This window comes from Vibrio rarus (assembly GCF_024347075.1).
GTDB lineage: Bacteria > Pseudomonadota > Gammaproteobacteria > Enterobacterales > Vibrionaceae > Vibrio > Vibrio rarus.
Map to the genome: position 1 here is coordinate 2,318,120 of NZ_AP024900.1, position 21,386 is coordinate 2,339,505.

A 21,386-nucleotide genomic window follows, 5' to 3' on the forward strand; every position below is an offset into this window, starting at 1 on the left:
TCACTCATGTTTTGGATATTCTACTGAAATGACACAGAACTTTGAACGCTACCTTACGATTTAATTAATAATATTAGATCTAATACATTTAAGTAATTAACGCTTTGTTTTCTCACAAATATAGGGTTTCCCTTTTGATGTATCACAATTAAGACCACACTCATAACTACCAGAATGGGTAGCACCTATCATTCGCAATGCATCCAAAGATTTCTCTCTACACTCCTCCAGCGTAGAGAGCGTACCTACATCTCTGTCATTCCATAAATTAGCTTTATCTGGATAAACAAAACCCATCCATTCGTCGCTATTAGAGTCAGACGTATCCCAATTCCATGCAATTACGCCGATAACTAAAACAATTACTACTACAAACTTAATAAGTGCAACTATACACTTAATTATAAAATTAAAAATATTTTCAATAAAATCAAGCATAGTATCAATCTCAATAGAAACAATACTTATATGTTATACCTATCAATAATTAAAACTAGTATTAAAGGGGATTAATTTATTTATACCCGAATTCAACTCCGAAGTGCGACACTCTCCAATATCAAGCAACTAAAGTTATTTCCCTAAATACAATGGCAGGCTGCTTGAAGTCTAAACATTTTCTTGGCCGATAATTTATCCGCGATAACGCAAAATCTATATCGCTGTCTGTCACCGTCGTTAAGTCAGTTCCTTACTTTATGTACTGCCTTAAAAGACCGTTCTCATTCTCATTTGCCCCACGCTCCCAAGAGCTGTAAAGATGAGCGAAGTACACTTCAGCCTCTAGTTCTTCTGCGATAACCTCATGGCCAGCAAACTCTCGTCCATTATCTTCCGTTATGGTATGAACAAACTTTTTATAGGGCTTCAGTAGCTCAATTGTGGCTCTGCTAACGTCATCCGCTGACTTAGATAGGACTTTCTTTACCACGTAAAATCGAGTTTTACGCTCTAAGATAGTAACCATTGCACCCGTAACATGCTTACATAGAACAGTGGTAAACGCTCAATAAAGCAGTGAAGCCTATTCAACTTCACCGATTTCAACGCTCCAAGGCATTAAATGCCGACATATCATCGGTTGGTGTTCGCTTTGGCAACTCTGTAAACAGGTGCTGGAAGTAATAGTATGGATTTATATCATTGGCACAGCAGGCAGGGCAACCGCATGAGTGCCTAGTATTTAGTCAGCGATCTAAATCCAGCATTAAGTACTGCCTCTAACATTGATGTATTCATCATACAGCGCTTCTGTTTTCCAACGATACTTAACTTTGTTGGCTCTGAGCGCAACATGTTTAAACTGATATGTCTCAGGCACGATAAGTTTTCAGCACCGTGCTCTTTGTATATTTGGCATTCATCTTCTTTCATCGTGACATCGAGCACCCAGTGCATAGATTCAATACCCCAGTGTTCCCGCACAGCCGAAGCGGCTTGCTCTGCACTTAATTTCTTTGAACTGATGTAATATCGATATTCAAGGCCTACTGATTTACCTTTTTCATATCGAAAGTTCTCGATCATCACTATCGATTTAAGGTTTTTCCAGCGAGTAAAGTCTCCGTTAAGTCTCTTACTATCAAGTACATAGCATTTTCTTGATTCAACTCGACCATGATTTCTCTCTAGCTCAATGCTCTCAGGTGAACTAGAACGTTGCTCTGAAAAGGCCGTTTCAACCGCTTTTCTAAGGATGCTTTGATTGCTTTTAACCGCAAGTAAGTAATCACCGCCTTGCTGAATAATGGTCTTAGCAATCTCAGTTTGACATGCCATTGCATCGATGGTAACTAAAGCCCCTTTAATATCAAGGAGCCTGATAAGTTCAGGGATCGCTGTAATTTCGTTACTTTTCTGCTCAGTTTTAAGTTGACAAAGTACTAGGTTATTTGAAGATGAATAAGCACTGATCATATGTATTGTGCTTGCTCTATCATCACGGTTGTACGAACCTCGAAGGGTTTTGCCGTCAATGGCAACCACTTGTCCATCAGTAAGAGTATGAACTGCCGCCATCCAGTTAATAAAGCATTCATGGAATGGCTCGGGCTCGATCTTAGAAATTATGCGGGCGATGGTGTCATCAGCAGGGATCCCATTGATAAACATATCATTACGTTTAAACCAGTCATGATGTCCAAGAATATATTCACGAATATCAAACCAACCTTTAGCCCCACCAATTACGGCACACAGAGAACCAAACAGTACCTCAAATAGGCAATACGTAACCTTTGCACTTTGGCATTTGTTGGTGACTGCGTGAAAGTGTTCTTGGAATTCGTCAATATGCATGGTGATTGGGTCTCTCGTTAAAAACGAGAGTATAAGATCACAGCTAAATGTGATCGTCAAATTGATCGCTTCAAGTGATTAAAAAACGTTCGCGATATTACCCTGCCATGCGTAAAGTTTCAATGCGTTGTGGATTTTCATGTTCCTGTCATTTACTTATATCGCTATGGGGCTTAAATACCAGCAACTTAGACTTTTAAGTAATACATAGAATTGCCTATACAACACCAATCTAGAGCTGATGTATGTCATTTTCTCAACTGGCGATTCATTTTAAAGCTCGCTTAGGTTATGTCTTAGATATTTATTTGAAATTAAATGAAACTGCATTCTTAACGTACTTAAAATTCTAGCAACACAGTGCAATAAAAAAAGCCGGCTTCTAAAAGACGGCTTTTTATTCAGTGAATCTTGCTATTTATAACAAAAAAGATTTTTATCCTTTCTCACTATAAGTTAAAGAGTCAACCTTAAGAGGACTATTTTTCGGCTTTTGCAGGTTCAATTTTGACACTACATTAACGGCCTTAGAACTGATCCCACCATTATAAGTTTTAGTACCGTCTGCGTTGGTCATTGATTCCTCACCTATATTCCAAGCTTGGAAAAAGTCACTAAGATTGTATCCAGATACATAAGAACTACATACCATCATTAGATCGCCTCCTGATAAACCCGTTTCTTTTGAACTACAATAGTTAGTTCCATCACGACCTTGGAGGTTATCACCTTGGACATCACCACGCGCTTTTCTATGCATCAATTTGACCATATTCCAACCAGCATCTTTACCATAAACACTAGGTTTTTGATCGCCAGCAGCGTACCAGTTATCTATAGAGAAGTGCGTTTTGGCCCACACTTTCAATTGACCAAACATAACCAAACGCATACCAGCATCGCCATTAGACCAAGCATGTCCACTATTTGCTCCTAACCATAATGGTGCTTTTTGAATCTCAAAGATAATGCGATCCATGCGAGGGTGCTCATTACGTCCTTCCAATTCTTGCATATAAAGAGCAAGGAAGTTATTGCTCACCTCTGCACTGCCTGCTGCCACAAATGGCGCTGAAGCCAAGTTATGCCCCACTTCATGCCAAATTAGCCAATCATTTACTGCATCTGTTGGTACATCGTTTTTATTTGCATCAAAGGCTGAGTCCATAACTGGGTAACCAGAGTGCGCGGAACCAATTGAAATTTCCACATCATTAACAAATCTATGTCGGAAACCTTTAAAGTGTTCGTTCTCATAGGTATATCGACGATGTTTACCTACTTCTTCTTTTTGATCGCGACCATAAAAGTCACTTGCAGCATTGGCAAATCGATTAATACCATCGGCAAATTTCTGTACATCAATAGTGCGAACATTCTTTATAGGAGCGGTATAAATAAATGTGCCAGTATCTATTTCTGCAATAGGTGCGACAGCATCCTGTGGTTTATGTATCCAATCTCCATCTTTCCAATATGCCGCTGTTTCAACGTTATTAAAGGTAAAGGTTTGTTCACCCTCATCTTTCACATTTGGTTTGATGTAGATCAGACCGCCATATGGCGCCTCGAAACTAAGGCTAGAACCATCATAGTGATAACTTGTTCGCATACGAGGTGGGCGCTTCAAGCTTAACTCATGTGTATCCTTCCCAGTTAAGTCATCAGCCAACATCACTGTAATGGTTGCCTCAACACCGCCACTGACTGTGACTGTTTGTAATTGAGGAGCCCAGAGCCCTGTTGATTGCATATTACCCGCCGAGTAAGTAACCGCCTTACCGTTACCATCCGTTTCGATGGTTGCTTCATCTGTATGGCCAATTCCCGGAGTTTGACCAGGATACTTTGTTGTATCAACTTTAATATCATGATCCCAGTATGAACGACCTAACATAATACGTGTCAACGGTTTTTCCATGAAGTTCAATGGGTAGCTAGGATTTAACTCTCCACTTAGCTTTCCTTTATCAGAGCCATACATCATGTTATGTGCGACCAATGACGCTTTAAGATCTACAGGACATTTTGCTTCGATAGCAGCAGGCTGATATTTACCTCCGGTGTAACAATTCAAAAATTGCACTACATTTTTAAAGCCAAGTTCATCTTGCTGACCTTTTACGTAGTTATATTTATTATCATTCCACATCCATACCGAAAGGTTATCGTATGCTTGGGTGAGTTCTGAATTCGACAAGCGAATGCCTTGTTTACCCCTAGTACGGTAGTAGATTTCATGGTTATACAGTGCAGTGATGTTTGTGCCTAAGTTTGCAGCCTTCACCATACTTGTCACTACATCTTTACTCATTGGATAACGGTCAAAATCGGCACGAGCGTAATTACCGCGTACTTTAATTCCATCACCTTTGCGTGTTTCGATACAGTTAAATTCGTACTCATATTTATTGGTACAAATAGGGGTCCCTTTAAATGCATCTTGCAACTCTTTAATTGCCGCTTCTCGTTCTTCTGCTGTGGTCACAAAAATGCGTGCGTATTTGTCAACTAGGACAGGTTTACCATCGTCATCTAATTTAGCCTTACCCTCTTTATCAAGAGAAAGCACTTTGTACGTAGGGATCTCAAAGTGATTCTCACTCCCCTTTTCCCATGTTACGCTACCATCAGGGTTCACTGTGTAAGGTTGTTTGCCATCGTTGTCTGAAAATCTTTCCAGCACAACCATGTCTTTCTCACTCTTTACATGTAAATTTGGCTTTAATGGTCTCCAATTACAATAGTAAGAATTTCCACAGAAAGCTTGATTGGTTAATTTATCGGTAACGTTCTCCCCACCTAAAGAGACACCAGCCGCATCGGCCAAACGACCAATTGGCTCTGGATTTATTGGATCTCTGTCATCAATAGCATCCATAAACAGTACATTACCACCGTCGTTTATGTAGCGAATCAATGCGGTTACGTCTTCTTTTGTTAGGTTTGGATTATCTACATCTGCAACGAATCTATGATTCATACCATCATAATATGCTTCTGGCGAATAAGCCTGAAGAATTAAAATAGGCGTATCTTCAACCGACAAAAGATTAAAACTGCCCTTAGTTAGCTTTTCAACATCACCAAAGCCGTATTCTTTGTTAATAAAAAATGAATATGGCTTACCCATTTCAATATTATGTTGTGCTATATATCCTGTTTCTATATTGGTAGCAACCTTCATGCCCTTTGTGGCTTGACCGTTATTGAACCATTGAAACAGGTTAGAAAAGAATGTTTTCATGTCTCCATGGTCATCATAGAGCGCTTTATCATCTTTAAAGTTAGGTGCAATACCGCACTTGTTTTCTTTACCATTATTTTCAATTTTTATTGAACGGTCAGCCCAATAGCTATGCGGACAAGACAAAATACTCGGATATAAACTGTTGCCCATAAATACGACTTTACCTTTACCAATGCCACCGGCAGCAACAAAAGGGAAGCCATAAGTGGCATTATCTTTCGACACTAATGGAATTGCTGGCATGTCATATTTCATGCCTTTTAGGTTTGTATATTCAACAAAATAAGGATGACCTTCACGGGTCCAAATTTGTGGTTGTCCAAATGGGATATTTCGGTTTTTATCAATACGAGGCATCATAATTGGGAATGCTTTGTTCGATACATTTAATGCACGCGTTCCACGAGGATACCCTGTAGCACCAAAGAAGGACTGGTTATCATGAAATACATGAAAACTACCTACATTTGTAAACAAGTCGTTTAATGTTTTGGTAACGTATTTACCTTCTGTTGCTATTTTCGCTGTTTTAGGTTCGTTTTCAGAATCATCATAAACGTCTTCGCTAGGATTAGACGGTTTCTTAAGAGCCTCGTCAATATCAGCCGTTAAACCATCATGAAACTGAGATTCAAAATCATTAGGTAGTGATAAGGTTGACCCTTCTAGTTTTTCACCGTTCGGCAAAGATAGATTAATTAATTCATTAATCACATTCGGATATTGTTCAAAAACAGTATGAATTTTATCTGTTATTGTGAGCGTGCCATTCTGCTCAGGTACGTAACGCTCTATTAATGACTGAATGTTTTGTTTGATAATTGGGTTTTCTGTTACATCAGACAGTTTGTAATCTATTTGATTTCCTTTGACTTCACCAAATTCAAATGTATCAATACCAAAAGAAATCGTATCACCCGATTTATATTCAAACTCACCGTTCTCATCTGTTGTGCCTCTAGAACTAGCAGAGAAAAAACTCATTCCCGCTATAGGAACACCGTTCTCATCAGTTAGTTTACCCTTCATCAGAACCTGATCAGCAGGCTTTGGTTTGTATTCATAGCTAGCTTCTGCATTAGCTGATACAAAACCTGCATTTAAATCGTTCTTTGTTCCTCGACTAATAGCCGGCACTATTGAATTATCAACATGAGAACTAGGCGCAATATCGACCTTATTAGTTGACTTCTCTTCAATAAATTCATTAACCGCAGCGTCATCGCTAATATTCTTATAGACTTCTTCAATATCAAAATGGTCTAATTCTTGAAGACAAATTTCATCACTGGATTGACAATGACTAATTGATTGTAAAAGCTTAGCTGCATTATCACCATGCCGATCTTTTAAATCAAATGAAGTATTTGGGTGTATAGGTTCTGCAGGTGGTGGACTTGCAGCGGCTGTAGAATCTGACGATGTACCTCCAATTATTGGCTGTTTTGGCATTGGAGGAAAAGGGGCTGTAAACTCACCTAAAATGACGTCGCCTAAATTACACTCAAAATCTCTGCCTTGCCCCACGGCAAAAGTGCCATTAGTTAGCTTTTCACCATTACACTCCACGTCACCTTTAATTTGTTTCCCTGAAGCCAAAAGATTACCCGTATAAACTGTTTGAGGAATCACAGCTATTTGAGGTATTTTTTCTGTTGAGGGTGTCAACTTACTGGCTTTAATGTGTTCTGTTGATGGCGTCAACTTAGTGGCTGCAATGTGTTCTGTTGATGGTGTCAACTTACTGGCTGCAATGTGTTCTGTTGATGGCGTCAACTTAGTGGCTGCAATGTGTTCTGTTGATGGCGTCAACTTAGTGGCTGCAATGTGTTCTGTTGATGGCGTCAACTTAGTGGCTGCAATGTGTTCTGTTGATGGCGTCAACTTAGTGGCTGCAATGCTACGTTCTTTTGCAGGTGTCAACTTATGAGCTGGAATGTGTTCTGTTGATGGCGTCAGTAACATCGGTGTACTCGAAATTGAAGGGTACATTTTTACTGGACGTATGACTTCTGTTGATGGTGTCAATTTTTCTTGTGGAGTCACCTCTGTTGCTGGAGTTAACTTCAATTGAGGTAGCAAACTTCCCCTTGGTGAGACTACTGTGGACGGTGTCAACTTGCTGGCTGGAATGCGTTCTGTTGATGGCGTCAACTTAGTGGCTGCAATGTGTTCTGTTGATGGCGTCAGTAACATCGGTGTACTCGAAATTGAAGGGTACATTTTTACTGGACGTATGACTTCTGTTGATGGTGTCAACTTACTAGCTGCAATGTGTTCTGTTGATGGCGTCAGTAACATCGGTGTACTCGAAATTGAAGGGTACATTTTTACTGGACGTATGACTTCTGTTGATGGTTTCAATTTTTCTTGTGGAGTCACCTCTGTTGCTGGAGTTAACTTCAATTGAGGTAGCAAACTTCCCCTTGGTGAGACTACTGTGGACGGTGTCAACTTGCTGGCTGGAATGCGTTCTGTTGATGGCGTCAACTTACTAGCTGGAATGTGTTCTGTTGATGGTGTCAACTTACTGGCTGGAATGCGTTCTGTTGATGGTGTCAACTTACTAGCTGGAATGTGTTCTGTTGATGGTGTCAACTTACTGGCTGCAATGTGTTCTGTTGATGGTGTCAACTTACTAGCTGTAATGTGTTCTGTTGATGGTGTCAACTTACTAGCAGTAATGTGTTCTGTTGATGGTGTCAACTTACTAGCTGTAATGTGTTCTGTTGAAGGTGTCAACTTGCTGGCTGCAATGCGTTCTGTTGAGGGTGTCAACTTACTGGCTGCAATGCGTTCTGTTGAGGGTGTCAACTTACTGGCTGCAATGCGTTCTGTTGAAGGTGTCAACTTGCTGGCTGGAATGCGTTCTGTTTGCTGCTTTTCTTTCAAATTATTATTTGCGACTCCCCCTTCATTACACCCTGTCAGAAATGTTGAAATGATAGCTATCGCTAAAACATTTTTATTTATTAAGTTAAAATGATTCATAAACCAAATATTTACATCCAAATTCATAAATAAAATATATTTATTAATTCAATTACTGTCAATATACAACAAGTAATAATGACTTAACTTATTTATCAATCATTTAAATACCAACCACTTTCAATATGAATCTAATTTCTTTATCTATATTAAATTAATATCATAACAAAGACTCTGTGTAATTTCATTGTGCCTAGCATGATCTTAATTTCATCAATAAATTAGCATTAAGCATCTTCAATTATCATAAAGTTGTTCTGTTGCATATTTTATAAAAAATGAAGTTTATACCCGTGATCATTGAAAATGCTTGGTTTTAATTAAAGTCAGAATCATGCTTCGCACTATGAAAAATACACTGACTCCTCAACAGAAAATACAACTCGACCAAATGCACGATTCTACTCGTGATGGTCGAGTGCGTGACTGTATAAAAGCGGTATTACTTGCTTCTGAAGGTTGGAGTCAGACTATGATTTCTCAAGCTCTTCGTATCCATGAATCCACTGTAGTCCGCCATCTCAGCGACTATGTTCTTTCAGAAAAGCTGAAGCCTGAAAATGGGGACAACCAAAGCAAACTTTCTGCTACCCAGACGAAACACCTTATCGAGCATTTAACTGAGAAAACCTATTCTCACACTCATCAAATTGTCGCCTACGTTAATTAAGCGTTTGGTCTTGGTTACACAATATGGGGGTATGAACAAGTGGCTTCATCACAACGGTTTTATACCATATATGGTATAAAACCATTCTAATTACATTATTCGAATATAATTTATAGACAAAAAAACCAAGCATCTTCAACGAAAGAGTGCTTGGTTTCGATTACGCAGTATTAAGTGAGTTCAATACTCTAAGGTATAGCGAATTTAATTAAAGACGCTCTTCAAGCCATCCCTGTACAGACTTAAGGGCTTCAGGTAGTGCTTCTACATCCGTACCACCAGCTTGTGCCATATCTGGACGGCCGCCACCCTTACCACCAATTTGCTGAGCCACTAGGTTAACCAACTCACCCGCTTTTACTTTGCCAGTTAAGTCTTTGGTCACGCCAGCAATTAGGCTCACCTTATTGTTCGCAATATTTGCAATAAGGATAACACCACTGCCGACACGATTTTTAGCGTCATCAACCATAGTTCGCAAGTTCTTATTGTCCGCACCTTCCAATGCAGCCACTAACACTTTTGTGCCAGCGATTTCTTGAACTTTGCCCATGATATTGGCACTTTCAGCGGTAGCGATTTTATCTTTCAGTTGCTGAATGAGTTTATCTTGTTGCTTAGCCTTGCTCACCATATCGGAGATTTTAAGTCTAAAGTCCGTTTTCTCATGTTCGATAGCATCTAATGCAGCATCACCTGTTACCGCTTCAATACGACGAATACCTGCTGCGATACCCCCTTCAGAGGTAATGCGGAATAGACCAAGGTCACCCGTTCTTGAGGCGTGAATACCACCACATAGCTCTACCGAGAAATCCCCCATAGAAAGCACGCGTACTTCATCGTCATATTTCTCACCAAACAGCGCCATAGCGCCTTTTTGCTTGGCTGATTCAATATCCGTCACTTCTGTAACAACATCATTATTGCGTCTGATCTGTTGATTGACTAGGCGTTCTACGCTACGTAGCTCTATCGGCGTCACAGCTTCTAAGTGAGAAAAGTCAAAGCGCAAACTTTCAGGTTTAACCAATGAACCTTTCTGAGCAACATGTGTACCTAGCACTTGGCGTAGTGCTGCGTGCAATAAGTGAGTCGCGGTATGGTTAAGAGAAGAAGCTAGACGACGCTCGTCATCAACAATAGCCTCAACACTGTCACCAGTACTGAGCACTCCTTCAGCAAGCACACCGTGATGGGCAATAGCATGAGAAAGTTTTTGGGTATCTTCAACTTGGAATAAACCAAGTTCAGTTTTTAGCACACCCAGATCGCCACATTGACCACCTGATTCTGCATAAAATGGCGTTTCATCAAGAATGATGATCGCTTTATCACCGGCAGATAATGATTCACTCTGCACGCCGTCAACAAAGATTTCAGCGATTTTACTCGAGCCTTTAGTGCTGCTATAGCCACAGAATTCTGACTCGGATTCTGTTTTTATGGTCGCGTTATAATCGGTACCAAAATTACCCGCTTCACGAGCGCGTTTACGCTGTGCTTCCATGGCTTTTTCAAAGCCGGCTTCATCAATATCAAATTGACGTTCACGAGCAACATCGTTAGTTAAATCTGCTGGGAAACCATAAGTGTCATACAGTTTAAATACCGTCTCACCATCTAGGGTTGACTTATCTTCAGCTTTAAGAGCATCTAATGCGTCATTAAGGATATTCATTCCGCGCTCTAGCGTGCGGCCAAAGTTCTCTTCTTCAATGCGTAGAATTTTTTCCACTAATGGTTGTTGGTTTTTAAGTTCAACACCCGCCTCTCCCATGACTTCAGCTAATACGCCGACTAATTTATGGAAGAACACCCCTTGAGCGCCAAGTTTGTTTCCGTGGCGTACCGCACGACGAATAATACGACGCAATACATAACCACGACCTTCGTTAGAAGGCATTACGCCATCAACAATTAGGTACGAACATGAACGAATATGGTCAGCAATAACACGTAACGATTGGCTAGAAAGATCATCACAACCCACAACGTCAGCGGAGGCTTTAATCAATGTTTGGAAAACATCAATCTCATAGTTAGAGTGCACACTTTGCATAATTGCAGAGATACGCTCAATACCCATGCCTGTATCTACAGAAGGTTTCGGTAAAGGTTCCATGGTACCGTCAGACTGACGGTTAAATTGCATAAATACGTTGTTCCAAATCTCAATGAAACGATCGCCATCTTCTTCAGGCGTGCCTGGACGACCACCCCAGATATGCTCACCATGATCATAGAATATTTCTGAACAAGGACCGCAAGGACCGGTATCTCCCATTGCCCAGAAGTTATCAGACTCATACGCTTTACCGCCTTTTTTATCACCGATACGGATAATACGCTCAGCAGGAATACCAATTTCTTTATTCCATATATCAAAAGCTTCATCATCGGTTTCGTACACAGTAACCAATAACTTTTCTTTTGGCAGGCATAGAACTTCGGTTAGAAACTCCCAAGCAAAACCAATCGCGTCATGCTTAAAGTAATCCCCAAAGCTAAAGTTACCTAGCATTTCAAAAAAAGTATGGTGACGTGCAGTGAAGCCAACGTTTTCTAAATCGTTATGTTTACCACCGGCACGAACACAGCGTTGTGCTGTCGTAGCACGAGTGTAACTGCGCTTGTCAGCCCCTAAAAAACAGTCTTTAAACTGATTCATACCTGCATTAGTAAATAGCAAAGTAGGATCGTTATGAGGGACAAGAGAAGAACTCTCTACAATTTGGTGCCCTTTGCTCTCAAAGAACTTTAAAAAGGCACTACGAATTTCGGCGGTGCTCATGTACATGTGGCAATTCCTGAAACGTTCAAGTTGAAATTTTGCCATATTGTAAATCAAGCAGGAGAGAACGACTAGTTTTCTATCAAATTTGACCTAAAATGCTGGCAATTTAGTCATAATAGGCAGTTTTATTAACCTATAGTCAATGAAGGTTGATAGAAAAAAATCAGTTTGAAGTGGCAAGCAATTCTGAATTTAAAGCATAACGGATCTGTTCAACACTAAATCCTTGGTACTGCAGAAAACGAACTTGCTGAGCGTATTCAGCACTGCCTTGGGTGGCAAAGTGATGAAAACTATTTTCGGCCGACAACTTGGCTAACTGAAACCAGTCTTGAGGCTCTTCATTCAACGCTTGCTCTATAATGTCATCGAGTACTTGTTTAGCTTGTAGCTCTTGACGAATTCGTCTCTCACCATGGCCTTTTTTTACATTGTGGCGCACTTGCTCCTTACTGTAGCGTAAATCATCTAAATAATGATGCTCTCTACAAAAACGGATCGCCTCATCAATATCACTCACATCAAAGCCCTTATTGAGTAATTTTTGCTGTAACTCATATTGGCCGTGTTCATGGCAACTTAGAAAATGTAAGGCCGCTTTTTTTGCTGCTATATTGGTTGGTCGAAAATACATACACACCTCGGAACATTCAGTGCGAAAGAAAAGAGAACTTGGGGAAGGATATTTGCTGAGTCCATACAATAAGACCCAGCAAATAGGAGCATAATTAAGAGGGGGGAAATTACTCTACTTCAGTTTCTTGAGCATCTTCAGCTTTAGCTGGAGTCAGTAGCATTTCACGAAGTTTGCTATCAATAGCTTGTGCGGCTTCAGGGTTTTGACGCAGGAATTTACCCGCATTAGCTTTACCTTGACCAATTTTATCGCCATTGTAGCTATACCAAGCACCCGCTTTTTCAATCAACTTATGCTTAACACCCAAGTCAATAAGCTCACCTTCACGGTTGAAGCCTTGACCGTACATGATTTGAGTTTCTGCTTGTTTAAACGGCGCGGCAATTTTGTTTTTCACTACCTTGATGCGCGTTTCGTTACCCACCACTTCATCGCCATCTTTAATCGCGCCAGTACGACGGATATCTAAACGAACCGATGCGTAGAATTTAAGAGCATTACCACCCGTAGTGGTTTCTGGGTTGCCAAACATCACGCCAATTTTCATACGAATTTGGTTAATGAAGATCGCCATACAATTCGATTGCTTCAAGTTACCTGTTAGCTTACGCATTGCTTGGCTTAGCATACGAGCTTGAAGCCCCATATGACTGTCACCCATCTCACCTTCAATTTCCGCTTTCGGTGTCAATGCTGCAACGGAGTCAACAACCAATACATCAATCGCACCAGAACGAGCTAATGCATCACAAATTTCCAACGCTTGCTCACCAGTATCTGGTTGAGAAACGAGTAGAGCATCAATGTTTACGCCCAGTTTTTGTGCGTAAATTGGGTCTAGTGCGTGTTCCGCATCGATGAAAGCACAAGTTTTACCTTCACGTTGTGCTGATGCAATCAGCTCTAGAGTCAGCGTTGTCTTACCTGATGATTCAGGACCATAGACTTCGACTATACGACCCATAGGCAAACCACCAGCACCTAGAGCGATATCTAGAGATAGCGAGCCGGTAGAAATAGTTTCTACGTCCATGGTGCGGTTATCACCAAGGCGCATGATTGAACCTTTACCGAATTGCTTTTCTATTTGACCAAGTGCCGCCGCCAGCGCTTTTTGCTTGTTATCGTCCATTTTATGCTCCATGGAATCAGGTATTTCTATTTAATGAATCAATTATTACTGTTAATTCATACAGTGTCTAGATGAAAAAGCGTTTTTTTTGCGATTAGTACGCTTTTAGATGTTTTTCATATACTTTTCAATAAGTTGAAGAGAATGATAAACAGACTGATTTCTCACTTGAGTTCGATCCCCAACAAAAAGACAGCGTTGTACCTGTATAATGCCCCCCCCTACCGCTAAAGCAAAACACACAGTGCCCACGGGCTTATCTTCACTGCCTCCACCTGGGCCTGCAATACCAGTAATAGAAACGGCAAGCTGTGCACGAGAGTTTTGTACAGCCCCTAATGCCATCTCTGTGGCGACTTCTTCACTCACGGCACCAAAGCGCAACAATGATTGGGCTTCTACCCCGAGCATTTCCATTTTGGCTTCATTGCTATAAGTCACAAAAGAGCGATCAAACCACGCAGAGCTTCCGGCAATTTCAGTAATGGCCTGAGCAACACCGCCACCGGTGCATGATTCGGCTGTTGTCATTAGGTAACCCTGCTTTTTGAGCAATTGACCCACACGATGACTTAAATTATCCAACGAAGTTTCAGACATTTGCTTAATTCACTTTACCGCCTATTTAAGATTCATTTATCCTAAGCCCCATTAGAGCCAATGAAAAGCAGCAGAATCTATTATGTCGGTAAAATCAAAGCCAAAGCACACGCCCATGATGCAGCAATATCATAAACTTAAAGCAGAGAATCCACAGATCTTGCTTTTTTACCGCATGGGGGATTTTTATGAAATGTTTTATGATGATGCAAAAAAAGCATCTCAACTCTTAGATATTTCATTAACCAAGCGTGGCGCCTCAGCGGGAGAGCCCATTCCAATGGCAGGTGTCCCCTTTCATGCCGTTGAAGGTTACCTAGCCAAACTCGTTCAGCTAGGTGAGTCTGTTGCTATCTGTGAACAAATTGGCGATCCCGCGACGTCAAAAGGGCCCGTTGAACGAAAAGTGGTACGCATTATCACTCCCGGTACCGTAACCGATGAAGCCTTGCTCACGGAACGTATTGATAATTTGATTGCCGCCATTTATCAACAAGACGGTAAATTTGGTTACGCTACGCTCGATATTACCTCAGGACGCTTTTTAATTAGTGAGCCTGAAACCGAAGAAGCCATGTTAGCGGAACTGCAACGCACAAGCCCAAAAGAGCTGTTATTCCCTGAAGATTTTGCCCCTGTACAATTGATGGAAGGGCGCCACGGCAATCGTCGTAGGCCAGTATGGGAGTTTGAACTGCAAACGGCAAAGCAGCAGCTTAACATTCAATTTGGCACCAAAGACCTTATTGGTTTTGGCGTAGAAAACGCACAGCTAGGTTTATGTGCGGCTGGCTGTTTAATCCAATACGTAAAAGACACACAGCGCACCGCACTGCCACACATTCGCTCGGTCACCGTAGAAAGACAAGATAACTCCGTCATTCTCGATGCGGCCACACGACGTAACCTTGAAATTACTACCAATCTAGCGGGTGGCACAGATAACACACTGGCAGAAGTGTTAGATCATACCGCCACCGCGATGGGCAGTCGCATGCTCAAACGTTGGTTACATCAACCTACCCGTGATGTCTCGGTATTAAATAACCGTCTTGATGCCATTACTGAGCTGAAACAACAAGGTCTGTATCCAGAGCTTAATCAAACTTTAAAGCACATTGGTGATATAGAGCGTATCATCGCTCGCCTCGCCCTACGCTCGGCGCGTCCTAGGGATCTCGCCCGCCTTCGCTCTGCTCTACAACAACTGCCAGAACTAGAAGCCACTTTAACGTCGGTGCACAATCCGCACTTACAATCTCTCGCCAATAACGCAAAACCTATTGATAGTTTGTGTGAATTGCTAGAGAAAGCCATTAAAGAGAACCCACCCGTTGTGATTCGCGATGGTGGCGTGTTAGCCGAAGGGTACAACGAAGATCTTGACCAATGGCGGGCGCTGGCTAATGGCGCAACGGAATATTTAGAAAAATTAGAAGCCGATGAACGTGATAGGCATGGTATAGACACACTAAAAGTAGGCTATAACGCTGTACATGGCTTTTACATTCAAGTGAGTCGTGGCCAGAGTCATTTAGTACCACCTCATTATATCCGTCGCCAAACGTTAAAAAATGCCGAACGCTACATTATTCCAGAATTAAAAGAGCATGAAGATAAAGTGCTTAATTCTAAGTCTAAAGCATTGGCTGCAGAAAAAGCCCTATGGGAGGAGTTGTTCGATCTCATACTGCCTCACCTTAATACCTTACAACTGCTAGCCAGTGCCACTTCAGAAATCGATGTACTGCAAAACTTAGCGGAGCGAGCTGAAACCTTAGAGTATTGTCGCCCCACCATTAACGAGCAGATTGGTCTCTCTATTAGTAATGGTCGGCACCCGGTTGTGGAACAAGTATTACAAGACCCCTTCATCGCCAACCCTGTTGAATTGCACCCTCAACGTAAGATGTTAATCATTACAGGCCCTAATATGGGGGGTAAATCCACCTATATGCGTCAAACAGCATTAATTGCACTAATGGCACATATTGGTTGTTATGTACCCGCACAGTCCGCGCAAATTGGCCTGCTCGACCGCATTTTCACCCGTATTGGTGCCTCTGATGATTTAGCGTCAGGGCGCTCGACTTTCATGGTGGAAATGACGGAAACGGCCAATATTTTACACAATGCCACTGAGCGCAGTTTAGTATTAATGGACGAAATTGGCCGTGGTACGAGTACTTACGATGGCCTTTCCTTGGCTTGGGCAAGTGCCGAGTGGTTGGCCAAACAAATTAGCGCTCTGACCTTATTTGCCACTCACTATTTTGAGTTAACCGAGTTACCTACGCAATTAGATGGACTGGCCAACGTACATTTAGATGCAGTAGAGCACGGAGAAGATATTGCCTTTATGCATGCCGTGCAAGAAGGGGCTGCTAGTAAGTCTTACGGCTTAGCCGTAGCTGGGTTAGCCGGTGTGCCTAAACCTGTCATAAAACAAGCAAGACAAAAACTCCAGTTATTGGAACAACTCAGTCAACAGACGCCACAGAATACACCATCAAGTGTTGATGTGGTTAATCAACTCAGCTTGATTCCTGAGCCCAGCGACGTCGAGGTGGCTCTCAGTGCCATAGACCCTGACGAGTTAACCCCAAGACAGGCTCTAGATGAACTGTACCGTCTTAAAAAAATGCTATAAATGCAAAAGGTCAGCCCTATAGGCTGACCTTTTTTTAAGATTGAATGATGTTGAGTGAATTAATCGTTCTCAACGTTGAACAGGGATTCCATGTTCAAGCCTTGTTTTAGGAGGATCTCTCTAAGTCGGCGTAATCCTTCCACTTGGATCTGACGAACACGCTCTCGTGTCAGGCTTATTTCTCGTCCCACTTCTTCTAACGTGGATGGCTCATAACCTAGCAAACCAAAACGACGGGCAAGGACTTCTTTTTGTTTTGGATTGAGCTCATCTAGCCAATCAATTAGTGAGTGCTTAATATCGTCGTCTTGAGTGGATACTTCTGGGTCGGAGTTATTAATATCAGGGATAATATCCAATAGTGCTTTGTCGCCATCACCGCCGATAGGGGTATCAACCGAGCTGACTCGCTCATTTAAACGAAGCATCTTACTAACATCGTCAACCGGCTTATCCAGTTGTTGGGCAATTTCTTCCGCTGTGGGTTCGTGATCCAGTTTTTGCGACAGCTCACGAGCAGTACGCAGATAAATATTCAGCTCTTTAACCACATGAATAGGCAAGCGAATGGTGCGGGTTTGGTTCATTAAGGCGCGTTCGATAGTTTGACGAATCCACCAAGTGGCGTAAGTAGAGAAACGAAAACCACGCTCAGGATCGAATTTTTCTACCGCTCGAATGAGCCCAAGGTTACCTTCCTCAATCAGATCGAGCAGAGCCAAGCCACGGTTGCTATAACGACGGGATATTTTAACCACTAGACGCAGGTTACTTTCAATCATACGTTTGCGAGCGGCCTCATCACCACGCAGAGCTCGTCTAGCATAAAGCACTTCTTCCTCTGCGGTAAGCAAAGGGGAAAAACCAATTTCACCAAGATAGAGCTGAGTCGCATCTAAGTTTTTGGCCGATGCATCAAACTCCTCTTTTGCGGATGTTTGCTCCACTGGCTCAACAATGCCTGTTGCTTCAACGTCAGCCGTTGGTTTTTCTTCTACTAAATCTTCTACTTTTACTGCTGTGTTATCCAGACTCATAGTGCCTCCAATGGCTCAACATATCGACACTATTAAGTCAGTGCCAAAAGTTAGGGTAAATATCTCTCCGGGTTAACGGATTTTCCTTGATACCTAATTTCAAAGTGCAGCTTCACACCACTTGTACCTGAACTTCCCATAGTGGCAATTTTTTGCCCAGCAGATACTTGCTGCCCTTCATGGACTAACAACTTATCATTATGAGCATATGCACTAAGGTATTCGTCATTATGTTTCACGATAATGAGTTTGCCATAACCACGTAGTGCACTACCTGAGTAAACTACGCTTCCTTTGGCGGTAGAGATCACTGGTTGACCGCGTTGACCTGCGATGTCGATCCCTTTATTACCTTTTTCTCCAAATGAGAACTTACTGATCACTCTTCCATCTGTTGGCCATTTCCATGATGAAATGACGTTAGAGGTCAAAGATGGCGATGTTACACTCTTGTTAACAGGTTGTTTAACCCCAACATACTCTTTTGTTGATGGCTGATCAACCTTTGCGCTAGCAGTTTTTTGGGTATTTGTCGAAGTTGGCGCTGTATTTTGTTTAGAAACCCGACTCTTTGCTGGCGTTGTACCCTTGCTCGACAGGTAGTTTGGGTTGCTGTAATGGTATTCAGGATGCCATAACTTAATACGTTGACCGATACGTAAAGTGTAAGGGGATTTTAGATTGTTAAAACGAATCAGCCCATTCACATCGCGGTCCGTTACATAAGCGATGTAGTAAAGAGTATCCCCTTTTCTCACGGTATAGTAACTACCACGATAACTACCGCGATCTTTTGCTTTATAGTCACCATGATTAACGGATAACCCACTTGGGGCGCAACCCGCTATGGCAGCCACAAAAAGCGAACAAATAACAAAGCGTAAAATCTTATCCATAAACCTAAGCAAGTTCTCCCTGAACCAAAGGTACAAACCTAACATTTTCAATAACTTCAGACTGAATCCCTGACGGGAGTTTTACGATTTTTAGCAGCTGTTGGTTCGTCTCTCCTATGGGAATAATTAACCGGCCATTGATGGCTAATTGTTCCACAAGAGCGAACGGGACCTCGGCGGCGGCCGCTGTTACTATAATAGCGTCAAATGGAGCATGTGCTGCCCACCCTTTCCAACCGTCACCATATTTTGATGACACATTGTACATTTCAAGTTTAGACAGGCGTCGCTTAGCATCCCATTGCAAGGTCTTGATTCGTTCAATGGTGTAGACTCTTTCCACCAGCTGCGACAACACTGCTGTTTGATACCCCGAGCCCGTTCCCACCTCTAAAACTTTTGACGTGGCCTCGAGCTGTAAAAGCTCGGTCATCCGAGCCACAATATAAGGTTGAGAGATCGTCTGACCCTGCCCTATAGGAAGGGCATTATTATCATAAGCTTGATGGCGCATCGCTTCAGAAAGAAAGAGCTCTCTAGGTAAGTTCGCCATCGCCTTCAACACTGCGGAATCACTAATGCCTAATTGCATCAGGTGTTCAGACAATCGTTGAGCTTGATAATGTCCCATTACTTATCCTTTCAACCACTGATTCATACTAGGTAGTGATTCATGTGCGGTAAGATCCACCTGCAATGGTGTGATCGACACTTTCTTTTGCTCAAGGGCATGGAAATCTGTCCCTTCGCCAGCATCTTGCTCTTTACCTGGAGGCCCTAACCAGTACAGCTGTTTACCGCGAGGATCGAGCTGTTTGATCATATTCTCTGCATGGTGTCTTGCGCCAAGTCGTGTCACTGCAAACTCCGCCAAATCTTGCCATGCAACATCGGGAACATTAACATTCAATAAGCGATTCGTCGGAATAGGATTCACTAAATGCTGCTCAACTAATTGACGTGCAATTTTAGCGGCGGTTTTAAAATGAGTATGACCCACTAAAGACAAAGCTATGGACTGCACACCAAGAAAGTGACCTTCCATAGCCGCAGCCACAGTACCAGAATACAGCACGTCATCACCTAAATTAGCCCCATGGTTAATCCCACTGAGTACTAAATCCGGGTAGTCATCCTTCATTAATTCATTTAATGCAAAATGAACACAATCGGTTGGCGTTCCCTGTACAGAATAGACATTATTGGCAATTTCATTGACTCTAAGCGGGTTTTCTAATGTCAATGAGTTGGATGCCCCACTGCGGTTTCTATCTGGCGCAACAATCACAATTTGCGCAATGTCTTGCAGCTCTTGAGCTAGGGTTTGAATGCCTTCAGCGTGCACGCCATCGTCATTACTAATCAGAATTTTCATTAACTCGACGCCTTAATCAAAGGTGCGTTCAAAAGGGATTTCTTCAATCACTTCACGCATTATTGATGTAGCGAAACAGCCAGAGTCGAGCCAAAATTTAACGAGTACTTCATCGTTAGTGCTACTCCAGCTCAGTTGTTCTGGGATCAATTTAATGATTCGGCGATCATGACGCATACGGTTACCACGGATCAGAGCCATTAAATCGGGTTCAGCATCTACGGCCACTTGCTCAAGCTGCAATGCTTTATCCAATGTAGGAAGAGCATTATCTCCTGCTAACGCTGCGGTGATTGCGGTAAACGGGGTGCTATCGTCTAGCATCTGTTGATCTACTTTCACCTCACCATGTTCAGTTAACACTACATCACCGAGTAGCGCACAATCAAAACACTGTTGCTGTAAGCGTGCAGAAACAATTTGATTGAAAATCCATGAACGCGCAGTGGATAGATATAAGCTGCGTTTGTTTTGGTTGCGAGTACGAACATTATCTCGTCCCCAACGACGCGCTTCATCAAGATTATTGCCCTTATTGCCAAAGCGTTGTGCTCCAAAGTAATTAGGCACACCTTGATTGGCGATAGCTTGCAAGCGTTCTTCTACTGCAGCCACATCGCTTACTTCACTTAAGGTCAGTTCAAAAAAGTTACCTTTTAGATCTCCAGGGCGAAGCTTTTTGCTGTGTCTAGCAATATCAAGAATCTCAACGCTAGGGTGCTTTTTGCTAAATAGAGAAAAATCAATATCATCACTTTTTGGCAGTTGCACACTTAACCACTGCTCAGTCACTGCGTGTCGATCTTTTAAGCCGGCCCAGCTGACATCTTTTGACTTCACGCCACAAAATTTAGCTAATTCATTGGCAACAAAACTGGTGTTCTCCCCAGTTTTACGTACGCGCAACATGACGTGTTCACCGTTTCCGGAAAATTCAAATCCAAGATCTTCTTTTACAACAAAGTGTTGTGCTTTTGCCTTTAACTTTGCTTTTGCTACTGGCTTGCCGTGCAAATACGCAAGGTTTGATAATATGTCACTCATAATATGGAG

13 protein-coding genes and 3 pseudogenes are annotated in these 21,386 nt (G+C 42.1%); 2 read left to right on the forward strand and 14 right to left on the reverse strand.

The window, feature by feature from the left end; genetic code table 11:
* Positions 1-96 precede the first annotated feature (96 nt).
* The 5 genes and pseudogenes from OCU56_RS10535 to OCU56_RS10555 all read right to left on the reverse strand — a co-directional run bounded on the left by OCU56_RS10535 (position 97) and on the right by OCU56_RS10555 (position 8,440).
* Positions 97-438: a hypothetical protein gene (locus OCU56_RS10535; protein ID WP_261873178.1), complete on the reverse strand. Its 342-nt coding sequence runs from the start codon at positions 436-438 to the stop codon at positions 97-99.
* Between the two features lie 121 nt (positions 439-559).
* A pseudogene (locus OCU56_RS10540) lies at positions 560-997 on the reverse strand (IS30 family transposase); the annotation flags it as partial.
* 27 nt (positions 998-1,024) lie between these two features.
* Positions 1,025-1,154, reverse strand: a pseudogene (locus OCU56_RS10545) (transposase domain-containing protein); the annotation flags it as partial.
* A gap of 22 nt (positions 1,155-1,176) precedes the next feature.
* Entirely contained in the window at positions 1,177-2,298 is a 1,122-nt protein-coding gene (locus tag OCU56_RS10550; protein WP_261873179.1) for an ISAs1 family transposase, read from the reverse strand.
* Between the two features lie 436 nt (positions 2,299-2,734).
* On the reverse strand, positions 2,735-8,440 hold the full coding sequence (locus OCU56_RS10555) for an SslE/AcfD family lipoprotein zinc metalloprotease (protein ID WP_261873180.1): 5,706 nt from the start codon (positions 8,438-8,440) through the stop codon (positions 2,735-2,737).
* Between the two features lie 445 nt (positions 8,441-8,885).
* Between OCU56_RS10555 and OCU56_RS10560 the strand changes: the two are divergent.
* A pseudogene (locus OCU56_RS10560) lies at positions 8,886-9,270 on the forward strand (helix-turn-helix domain-containing protein); the annotation flags it as partial.
* 147 nt (positions 9,271-9,417) lie between these two features.
* Here the strand turns inward: OCU56_RS10560 and alaS are convergent.
* The 4 genes from alaS to pncC all read right to left on the reverse strand — a co-directional run bounded on the left by alaS (position 9,418) and on the right by pncC (position 14,375).
* On the reverse strand, positions 9,418-12,009 hold the full coding sequence (gene alaS / locus OCU56_RS10565; protein WP_261873181.1) for an alanine--tRNA ligase: 2,592 nt from the start codon (positions 12,007-12,009) through the stop codon (positions 9,418-9,420).
* 160 nt (positions 12,010-12,169) lie between these two features.
* On the reverse strand, positions 12,170-12,640 hold the full coding sequence (recX, locus tag OCU56_RS10570; RefSeq protein ID WP_261873182.1) for a recombination regulator RecX: 471 nt from the start codon (positions 12,638-12,640) through the stop codon (positions 12,170-12,172).
* Between the two features lie 109 nt (positions 12,641-12,749).
* Complete coding sequence (recA, locus tag OCU56_RS10575) at positions 12,750-13,787, reverse strand: recombinase RecA (protein WP_390904838.1); 1,038 nt, start codon at positions 13,785-13,787, stop codon at positions 12,750-12,752.
* Positions 13,788-13,880: 93 nt separating this feature from the next.
* Positions 13,881-14,375: a nicotinamide-nucleotide amidase gene (gene pncC / locus OCU56_RS10580; protein WP_261873184.1), complete on the reverse strand. Its 495-nt coding sequence runs from the start codon at positions 14,373-14,375 to the stop codon at positions 13,881-13,883.
* An 82-nt stretch (positions 14,376-14,457) separates the two neighbouring features.
* Here pncC and mutS point away from each other — a divergent pair, with 82 nt between their 5' ends.
* Positions 14,458-17,025 (forward strand): DNA mismatch repair protein MutS, encoded by a 2,568-nt coding sequence (mutS, locus tag OCU56_RS10585; RefSeq protein WP_261873185.1) that lies wholly within the window; start codon positions 14,458-14,460, stop codon positions 17,023-17,025.
* A gap of 59 nt (positions 17,026-17,084) precedes the next feature.
* Here the strand turns inward: mutS and rpoS are convergent, their stop codons facing one another.
* From rpoS to truD, 5 genes are read right to left on the reverse strand one after another with little or no spacing between them, the layout of a single operon-like run.
* The gene (gene rpoS, locus OCU56_RS10590) at positions 17,085-18,062 is read right to left on the reverse strand and encodes an RNA polymerase sigma factor RpoS (RefSeq protein ID WP_261873186.1); all 978 of its coding nucleotides are present in this window, start codon (positions 18,060-18,062) and stop codon (positions 17,085-17,087) included.
* Between the two features lie 50 nt (positions 18,063-18,112).
* Complete coding sequence (locus OCU56_RS10595; RefSeq protein ID WP_261873187.1) at positions 18,113-18,958, reverse strand: peptidoglycan DD-metalloendopeptidase family protein; 846 nt, start codon at positions 18,956-18,958, stop codon at positions 18,113-18,115.
* Positions 18,959-18,962: 4 nt separating this feature from the next.
* The gene (locus OCU56_RS10600; protein WP_261873188.1) at positions 18,963-19,589 is read right to left on the reverse strand and encodes a protein-L-isoaspartate(D-aspartate) O-methyltransferase; all 627 of its coding nucleotides are present in this window, start codon (positions 19,587-19,589) and stop codon (positions 18,963-18,965) included.
* Between the two features lie 3 nt (positions 19,590-19,592).
* Positions 19,593-20,333, reverse strand: coding sequence for a 5'/3'-nucleotidase SurE (surE, locus tag OCU56_RS10605; RefSeq protein ID WP_261873189.1), 741 nt, complete (start codon positions 20,331-20,333; stop codon positions 19,593-19,595).
* 12 nt (positions 20,334-20,345) lie between these two features.
* The gene (gene truD, locus OCU56_RS10610) at positions 20,346-21,377 is read right to left on the reverse strand and encodes a tRNA pseudouridine(13) synthase TruD (protein ID WP_261873190.1); all 1,032 of its coding nucleotides are present in this window, start codon (positions 21,375-21,377) and stop codon (positions 20,346-20,348) included.
* Positions 21,378-21,386: the final 9 nt, after the last annotated feature.